This window comes from Microbispora sp. NPDC049633, from assembly GCF_040675265.1.
Lineage (GTDB): Bacteria > Actinomycetota > Actinomycetes > Streptosporangiales > Streptosporangiaceae > Microbispora > Microbispora maris.
The window spans coordinates 1-8,702 of the sequence record NZ_JBFAOO010000259.1; the positions used below are offsets into that span (position 1 = coordinate 1).

General features: G+C 70.3%; 8 protein-coding genes and 1 tRNA gene. 8 read left to right on the forward strand and 1 reads right to left on the reverse strand.

Going from position 1 to position 8,702, the window contains the following annotated elements:
* Together AB0J39_RS35830 and AB0J39_RS35835 are read left to right on the forward strand one after the other, a co-directional pair.
* Positions 1–782 (forward strand): transporter associated domain-containing protein (locus AB0J39_RS35830; protein ID WP_363472992.1); only part of this gene is annotated, 782 nt, incomplete at its 5' end.
* Positions 779–1,783, forward strand: a complete 1,005-nt coding sequence (locus AB0J39_RS35835; protein ID WP_363472994.1) for a hemolysin family protein — start codon at positions 779–781, stop codon at positions 1,781–1,783. The genes AB0J39_RS35830 and AB0J39_RS35835, both read left to right, overlap by 4 nt.
* A 435-nt stretch (positions 1,784–2,218) precedes the next feature.
* On the opposite strand, the gene AB0J39_RS35840 is transcribed toward AB0J39_RS35835, so the two are convergent.
* Positions 2,219–2,301, reverse strand: a tRNA-Leu gene (locus AB0J39_RS35840).
* A gap of 157 nt (positions 2,302–2,458) precedes the next feature.
* Between AB0J39_RS35840 and AB0J39_RS35845 the strand changes: the two genes are divergently transcribed.
* The 6 genes from AB0J39_RS35845 to AB0J39_RS35870 form a co-directional block, all read left to right on the forward strand.
* Positions 2,459–3,199: a DUF3662 and FHA domain-containing protein gene (locus tag AB0J39_RS35845; RefSeq protein ID WP_363472996.1), complete on the forward strand. Its 741-nt coding sequence runs from the start codon at positions 2,459–2,461 to the stop codon at positions 3,197–3,199.
* A 17-nt stretch (positions 3,200–3,216) separates the two neighbouring features.
* Positions 3,217–3,681, forward strand: a complete 465-nt coding sequence (locus tag AB0J39_RS35850) for an FHA domain-containing protein (protein WP_363472998.1) — start codon at positions 3,217–3,219, stop codon at positions 3,679–3,681.
* Positions 3,678–4,952: a Stp1/IreP family PP2C-type Ser/Thr phosphatase gene (locus AB0J39_RS35855; RefSeq protein WP_363472999.1), complete on the forward strand. Its 1,275-nt coding sequence runs from the start codon at positions 3,678–3,680 to the stop codon at positions 4,950–4,952. The genes AB0J39_RS35850 and AB0J39_RS35855 overlap by 4 nt, the downstream gene beginning before the upstream one ends.
* 26 nt (positions 4,953–4,978) lie before the next feature.
* Positions 4,979–6,325, forward strand: a complete 1,347-nt coding sequence (locus AB0J39_RS35860) for an FtsW/RodA/SpoVE family cell cycle protein (protein ID WP_363473004.1) — start codon at positions 4,979–4,981, stop codon at positions 6,323–6,325.
* Positions 6,322–7,776: a penicillin-binding protein 2 gene (locus AB0J39_RS35865; protein WP_363473001.1), complete on the forward strand. Its 1,455-nt coding sequence runs from the start codon at positions 6,322–6,324 to the stop codon at positions 7,774–7,776. The genes AB0J39_RS35860 and AB0J39_RS35865 overlap by 4 nt, the downstream gene beginning before the upstream one ends.
* 7 nt (positions 7,777–7,783) lie before the next feature.
* Positions 7,784–8,702 (forward strand): serine/threonine-protein kinase (locus AB0J39_RS35870; RefSeq protein WP_363473003.1); only part of this gene is annotated, 919 nt, incomplete at its 3' end.

Below are 8,702 nucleotides of genomic sequence, written 5' to 3' on the forward strand. Positions count from 1 at the left end.
GCGCGGAGTGGCCGGTCGCCGAGTTCCTCGACGCCCTGCGTTCGCACGGCCACTCCCGCTACCCGGTCCTCGGCACCGACGCCGACGACGTCGTCGGGGTGGCCGGGCTGCCCGAGTATCTGAGGGCCGGCGCTCCGGCCGACGGGCTCGTCGGCGGCATCACCCGCGCGCCGCTGCTCGTCCCCGCGACGCTGCCGCTGCCCGAGCTGCTGCGGCGGATGACCTCCGCGGGCGAGACGCTCACCTGCGTGATCGACGAGTACGGCGGGCTGGCCGGCGTGGTGACGCTGGAGGACCTGGCCGAGGAGCTCGTCGGCGAGCTGGTGGACGAGAACGACCCCGAACCGCTCGGTGTGGTCCGGCACGGCGACGACGTCTGGGACGTGCCGGGCACCCTCCGCCTCGACGAGGTCGAGCGCGCGACGCGCGTGCGGCTGCCCGAGAGCGAGGACTACGAGACCGTGGCCGGGCTCGTCCTCGCGCTCCTCGGCCGGATGGCCGAGCCCGGTGACCGGGTCGTCTCCCCCCTCGTGCCCGAGCCCCATCTCTTCGACGACGATGGGGAGGACGCCGAGCGGGCCGTGCTCACGGTGCTGAGCGTGCGCCGCCGCGTCCCCGAATGGGTGCGGGTGTCGACGGAGTCGACCGCGGTGGCATCGGCGCAGGCGCCGGAGGAGGAACGGCCGGAGCGGGAGAAGGCCCGCACCGCCGCCCGCGGCCCGGGCGGCGCCGACTACGCCACCGAGCTGTTCTCCGCGCTGTTCCAGGGCAGGCCCGCATGAGTTCTCTCACCGGAGTGCTGCTCGGCATCGTGTTGCTGGCCGCCAACGGGTTCTTCGTGGCGGCCGAGTTCGCCTTCGTCTCGGCCCGCAGGCACCGGCTGGAGGAGGTCGCCGTCAGCGGCGGCCGGCTGGCCAAGGTCACGGCCCGCGCCGCGGTCAGGGGTGGCCGCGAGCTGTCGCTCATGCTCGCCGGGGCGCAGCTCGGCATCACCCTGGCCTCGCTGGGCCTCGGCATGGTCGCCGAGCCCTCCATCGAGCACCTGATGGAGCCGGTGCTCACGCTGCTGCCCGAGTCGCTGCGCACGCCCGTGGCGTACGTCGTGGCGCTCGCCCTGGTGACGTTCCTGCACATGGTCGTGGGCGAGATGGCCCCCAAGTCGCTGGCGCTCACGCATCCCGAGCGGGCGGCGATGGGACTGGCGCTGCCGTTCCGCGGCTTCGCCTGGGTCGTCCGCCCGATCCTCGCCGTGCTGAACGCGCTGACCAACGGCATACTGCGGCTGGCCGGCATACGGCCACGCGACGAGCTGGCCACCACCCGCACGCCCCGCCAGCTCGCCATGCTGGTCGCCGAGTCGGGCCGGATGGGCATGCTCGATCGCGACGAGCACGACCTGCTCACCCGCGCGCTGCGGGTGCACTCCCAGCCGGTCGAACGGCTGATGGTGCCCGTCGGCGAGGCGCCCTCGGTGCCCGCGAACGCCGACGACCTGCTCGTACGCCGGACGGCGGCGCGCGGCGGGAGCCTGCGCATGCTGGTGGTCACCCCCGACGACGTGGTCGGCGTGCTCCACGTGCGCGACTCGGTCGTCCAGCCGGGACGCCTGGCCGGCGAGCTGGCGACCCCCGTCCCCCGCATGGCGAAGAACACCACGATCTCCGACGCCGTGACTCTGCTGCAGGAGGCCCGAGCCCAGCTCGGGCTCGTCACGGACGCCGGCGGCACGCCCGTCGGTGTGATCGATCTCACCACCCTGGTCGGTGAGCTGCTCGTCGCCTGACAGGCGCGGGGACGTCTCTCACTACGAGACGCCAATGCTCACCGGCTGGGACAAATAGTAAAGGTCGCCGCCTGCAAGTGCGCGGAAAGTGGTTTGAAAGGCGGCCTCCGGAGAATGTGCAGTGCGCGCGGAGGGGGCCCCGATCTTCGTTCGGGGCCCCCGGCGCGATACGCACACGGGGCCCGTGCCGTACGGGCCGGGAGGGGAGGCCGGACGTGGAAGCTTCGCTTGCGACCAGGCGAGGCACGTCGTCCGGCCGGGCGCCCCAAAGGGCCGCCCCCCTGAGTTGCGCAAGAAAAAAGCCCCAACCGGCTACTGCCAAGCGGAGCTTGTCATCCGGTCGGGGGTTCCAGGGGGTTGCCCCCCTGGGCTGCGCAAAGAGAAAGCCCCGCGGGAGGGAAGCTTCGCTTCCGACCACACGGGGCTGCTTTCTCGTGGGCAAGGGGGGAGTTGAACCCCCACGTCCTCTCGGACACACGGACCTGAACCGTGCGCGTCTGCCATTCCGCCACTTGCCCTTGCGGTTGGCCCCCATCTCTGGGTGCCTGGAAAGGTTAGCACGTATCCGCCCGTGCTTACGAACCCGGATACGATCCTTCTAAACGACGATGCGAAGGAGCTCAGTGCAGCACCGGAGCGATCGCGACCGTAGTGGCAGTGGAAGGGAGGTATCCGGTGGGAGTCCTTCAGCGCTTCGAGCGCAGGCTCGAAGGGTTGGTTGAAGGGGCCTTCGCGCGGGCGTTCAAGTCTGATCTCCAGCCGGTCGAGGTTGCCAGCGCCGTGCAGAGGGAGATGGACGAGCGCGCCGCGATCGTCGCTCAGGGTCGCACGCTCGTGCCGAACGACTTCGTGGTGGAGCTGTCGACGACCGACAGCGAACGGCTGGAGGTGTACGCCGACAGCATCAGCCATGAACTGGCCACTCTCGCGAGGGAGTACGCCAAGGAGCAGGGCTACTCGTTCGTCGGGCCGGTGCGGGTGCGGTTCGAGACCGCCGACGATCTCGCGGTCGGGCTTTTCCGCATCCGGTCGGGGGTGATCCGCGGCGCGACGGTGGAGCAGGACGAGATCCGTCAGCCGCCGAGCGACGTGCCCGCCGGCCGCCCCAACCCGTTCCAGGGGCGTCCGCGGCTGCTCGTCTCGACCCAGGATGATCCCCAGGGCCAGCGGTCGTACGAGCTGACCACACCGGTGACGCTGCTGGGCCGCGGAACCGATTGTGATCTTCGGCTGGTGGATCCCGGCGTATCACGGCATCATGCCGAGCTAAGAGTGGAAGGCCCGCAGGTCGTGCTCGTGGACCTGGGGTCGACCAACGGCACCTTCGTCAACGGCCAGCCGGTCCGCAGGGTCGAGATGCAAGACGGGACGAGGGTGACCCTCGGCCGTACGACACTGGTGTTCAGGCGCGATTAGAGGTAGACAAACGGTCCATGTCCGAGCTAACGCTGCTGCTGATCCGGCTCGCCTTCCTGGCGGTGCTGTGGTTCTTCGTGATCGCCGCGGTCGGCGTCATCCGGACAGACCTGTTCGGTCCGCGTACGGCTCCCGCGCCCGCACGCAAGCCGGTCAAGCAACCCCGACCGGTTTCCAAGCCCAAGAAGGGTGAACCCCGCCAGCTGATCGTCACCGGTGGTCCCCTGCAAGGGACCATCATCAACCTCACGGAGACGCCAATCACCATCGGCCGGGCGAACGACGCCACGCTGGTTCTCAGCGACGACTACGCTTCGAGCCGGCACGCCCGGCTCTTTCCCCAGGACGGCCAGTGGTTCGTGGAGGATCTCGGCTCCACGAACGGCACGTACCTCGAACGCTCGAAAGTGACCCGCCCGACCCCGGTGCCCCTCGGAGTTCCGATCCGCATCGGCAAAACCGTCATCGAATTGCGCAAATGACCATCGCACTCCGCTACGCCGCTCGCTCGGACGTCGGGCTCCTCCGTGAAGGCAACGAGGACTCGGCGTACGCCAGCGGCCGCCTGCTTGCCGTCGCCGACGGCATGGGCGGGCATGCCCACGGCGAGGTGGCCAGCTCGGTCGCCATCGCCGCACTGTCGTCCCTCGACAGGGACGCCTCCGGTGGTGACCTGCTCAGCGCCATCGAGGCGGCGGTCCGGGACGCCAACCACCAGTTGCACGCGATGGTGGCCCGTGACCCGAGCCTCAAAGGCATGGGCACCACCCTCACCGCGATGCTCTGGAGCGGTGCACGCTTCGCGCTGGTCCACGTGGGCGACTCCCGCGCGTACCTGCTCAGGAACGGCGAGCTGTACCAGATCACGCACGACCACACGCTGGTGCAGTCCCTCGTCGACGACGGGCGGATCACCCAGGAGGAGGCCGCCAACCATCCCCAGCGCTCGATCCTGCTGCGCGCGCTGGACGGGAGCGGCGAGGTCGACCCCGACCTGCAGGACCGGGAGGCCCAGGTGGGCGACCGTTACCTGCTGTGCTCGGACGGCCTGTCCACGGTGGTCAGCGCCGAGACCCTGCACCACACCCTGACCACGATCGACGATCCCGAGGACGTCGTCCGGCAGCTCATCGACCTCGCCAACCGGGGCGGCGGGCCGGACAACATCACCTGCGTGGTCGCCGACGTGATCGAGGTGGACGACCTTCAGCCGCCGCTCGGGGCGGCGGCGGTCGTGGGCGCGGCCGGTTCCGGCCGGGTGCGCTCCGCGCCGCCGGACACCCCCGCCGGCCGGGCCGCCACCGTGACCGCGCCGCAACCGGTGATCACCGACGACGACCTGGACGACGAACCCGCGCGCGAGGCCCAGGCCTCCGCGCGGCGTTCGCGCAAGCGCCGGTCGGGCCCGAAAGTGGCCGCCGGGGTGCTGGTCGTCGCCGCCGCGCTCGGGGCCGGCGGCTATTTCGGTTACGAGTGGACCCAGAGCCAGTTCTACGTAGGCGTCAAGGGAGACGAGCTCGTCGTCTTCCAGGGCGTCGACGCGGAGGTCGGGCCGGTGTCCTTCAAGAAGGTCGCCTACACCGACCACCTACGCGTCTCGACGCTGCCGGCCGTGCAACAGGACCAGGTCCGCAGCGGCATCCCGGTCGACGACCTGCAGGCCGGGATCACCAGGATCAAGAATTTCGGCGCCTCGGCGGCCCCCACGCCGGACACCGAGGCGACGCCGACCCCCACGAGGTCCAGTAAGTGACTGCTGTCGAAGCCACGCCCGTACCGATGACCGCGAAGAGGCGGGGGGCCCAGCTGGGCATGCTCGCCTTCGCCGTGCTGATCGTGATGGGCGCGTACGCCAGCGTCGGGCTCGGGATCAACGGCAAGGTCCCGTCCGGCATGCTCGGCTACGGCCTCGGCCTCGGCGGTCTGATGCTCGCGGCCTACCTGGTGCTGGCCAAGTGGGCGCCATGGGCCGACCCTCTTCTGCTTCCTCTCGTGACGCTGGTCAACGGCATCGGCCTGGTGATGATCTACCGGATCGAGCTGGCCGGCGAGAAACTCGCGTCGGCGGCCAACCAGCTCATGTGGACGGCGCTCGGCGTGGTGATGTTCTCCGCGGTCCTGATCGCGTTGAGAGACCACCGCGTCTTGCAGCGCTTCACCTACACCGCCGGCTTCGCCGGGCTGGGCCTGCTGGTGCTGCCCATGCTGCCCTTCATCGGCAAAGAGATCAACGGCGCGCGCATCTGGGTCGGCGTCGGCCCCTTCAGCATCCAGCCCGCCGAGTTCGCCAAGCTGGCCCTGGTCGTCTTCTTCGCGGGCTACCTGGTCGCCAAACGCGACGTGCTGGCCCTCGCGGGCCGCCGCCTGCTGTTCATCGACCTGCCCCGGGCACGCGACCTCGGTCCCATCGTCATCACCTGGATGATCAGCCTCGGCGTCCTGGTCCTGCAGAAGGACCTCGGCAGCTCGCTGCTGCTGTTCGGCGCGTTCATCGTGATGCTCTACGTCGCCACCCAGCGCACCTCGTGGGTGCTCATCGGCATCCTGCTGTTCGTCGGCGGCGCCTTCGTCGCCGGCCAGATCTTCAGCCACGTCGAGGCCCGATTCGACGTTTGGCTGCACGCGGAGGACCAGCGGCTGTACGACGCGGGCGCCGGAAGCTACCAGCTCATGCAGGGCATGTTCGCCATGGGCTCGGGCGGCATCCTCGGCACCGGCCTCGGGCAGGGTTACCCCTACCAGATCCCGCTGTCGTTCTCCGACTTCATCTTCACGGCGGTTGGCGAGGAGCTGGGCCTCACCGGCCTGATGGCCATCCTCATGGTCTACGCGCTCATCGTGCAGCGGGGGCTGCGCACGTCGCTGGCGGCCCGCGACCCGTTCACCAAGCTGCTCGCGGGCGGCCTGTCGTTCATCCTGGCCTGGCAGGTGTTCATCATCGTCGGCGGCGTGACCCGGCTCATCCCGTTGACCGGTCTGGTGACGCCGTTCATGTCCGCCGGAGGCTCGGCCCTGCTGGCCAACTGGATGCTCATCGCCCTGCTCGTACGGATGTCCGACGCGGCCCGCCGCCCGCCGCCGCAGGCGATCCAGGACGAGGGGATGACCCAGGTGATGCAGCGATGAACAGCCCGCTCAAGCGTGTCGCCGTGGCCTGCCTGCTCATGTTCGGCCTGCTCATGGCCAACGTGACGTATCTCGGCGCGGTACGGGCCGAGGGGTTGCGCAACGACTCCCGCAACGTGCGCATGCTGTACGCCCGCTACAACGTCGACCGCGGCTGGATCACGGCCGACAACGGCAAGACCACCCTGGCCAAGACGGTGGACACCGGCGACAAGAAGTTCCGGTTCGAGCGGGAGTATCCGCTCGGCAAGCCGTTCACGCACGTGGTCGGCTGGTTCGCGCCGGAGAGCGCCGCGGGCATCGAGGCCGCGATGAGCCGCTACCTCGACGGCAGCCACCCCGACCTGGTCGTCCGCCGGGCGATCGACATGGTCGCCGGCAAGCCCGCCAAGGGCGCGAGCGTCGACCTCACGCTGAACACCAAGGCCCAGGAGGTCGCGTACAAGGACCTGGCCGGCACCGGCAAGCGCGGCGCGGTCGTCGCGCTCGAACCGAAGACCGGCAAGATCCTGGCGATGGTGTCGGTGCCGTCGTACGACCCGAACCCGCTGGCCAAGGCGGACAAGGGGACCGTCAACAAGGCCTACAACAAGCTGGACAAGGACGACAACAAGCCGCTCCTCAACCGGGCCATCAACCTGACGTTCGCCCCGGGGTCCACGTTCAAGACCGTGACCGCCGCGGCCTATCTCAGCGACGACGAGTCGCGTGACGAGAACACCCAGGTCGACGCGCCCGACTCGCTGCCGCTGCCGGGCACGAACATCTCGCTGCCCAACTACCACGGCGAGTCGTGCGGCGGCCGGGCGACGCTGGTCGAGGCGTTGACGATCTCCTGCAACACGCCGTTCGCCATCATGGGCATGGACGTCGGCTACGACAAGCTGAAGGAGCAGGCCGAGAAGTTCGGAGTCGGCCAGCCGCTGGAGATCCCCCTGGAGGTCTCGCCCAGCGACATCGGCCCGGACGAGAGCAAGGCCGCCCTCGCCAAGACCGCGATCGGCCAGCAGAGCAACCAGATGACCCCGCTGCAGATGGCGATGGTCGCGGCCGGCATCGCCAACCAGGGCACGGTCATGAAGCCGTACCTGGTCAACAAGATCATGGCGGACGGCTCGGAGATCGACGGGACCGACCCCGACGAGCTGGACGAGGCCGTCAGCCCCGAGGTCGCCGGCGAGCTGACCAAGATGATGATCAACGTGGTCGAGCGCGGCACCGGCGGCGCGGCCAAGCTTCCCGGGATCACCGTGGCCGGCAAGACGGGCACGGCGGAGACCCTGCCGGGCAAGCCGTCGCACGCGTGGTTCATCTCCTTCGCCCCGGTCGACAACCCCAAGGTCGCCGTGGCGGTCTTCGTGGAGTCGGGCAGCGCCGGCAACGACGCCACCGGCGGCGCGGTCGCCGCGCCGATCGCCCACGACGTCATGCAGGCGGTGCTGGGACAGTGACGGACGCATGAACGACACGGTGCTCGGCGGGCGATACCGGCTGACCTCCCCCATTGCCGCGGGTGGCATGGGCGAGGTCTGGCGGGCCGACGACGAACTGCTCGGCCGGGAGGTGGCGATCAAGCTGCTCGGCCGCCACGTCGCGGACGACGCCACCTTCCGTGACCGGTTCCGCTCCGAGGCCAGGATCACCGCCGCCCTGACCGACCCCGGCATCGCCCAGGTCTTCGACTACGGCGAGACCGACGGCCTCGCCTACCTCGTGATGGAGCTGGTGCGGGGCGAGCCGCTGTCGGCCATCCTCGCCCGCAACGGCGCGCTCGGGCCGGAGGTCACGCTCGACGTCGTCCAGCAGGCCGCCCGTGGCCTGTACGCCGCGCACCGGGCCGGGGTGATCCACCGGGACGTCAAGCCCGGCAACCTGCTCGTCACCGAGGACGGACAGGTCAAGATCACCGACTTCGGCATCGCCCGCGCGCTGGAGGCGGCGCCGCTGACCGCGACCGGCCTGATCCTCGGCACCGCCCAGTACGTGAGCCCGGAGCAGGCGTCCGGCACGGCCCTGACCCCGGCGAGCGACGTCTACTCGCTCGGGGTGGTGGCCTACGAGTGCCTCACCGGCCGCCCGCCGTTCACGGCGGAGACCCCGGTGGCGCTGGCACTGCGGCACCTCAACGACACGCCCCCGCCGCTGCCCGGGACCGTGCCCGCGCCGGTGGCGGCTCTCGTCATGGCCATGCTGGCCAAGGACCCCGCCGCGCGGCCCGAGACCGGGCCGGTGCTCCTCGACAGGGTGCGGATGCTGCGTGAGACGCTCACGGGCACGGCGGCCCCGACGGCGGTCCTCGGCTCGCTGACCGACCCCCGGGGATTTCCCGCGACCGGCGGAGCGGGTGGCACCGCCGCGGCCGCGCCCGGGCTGACGG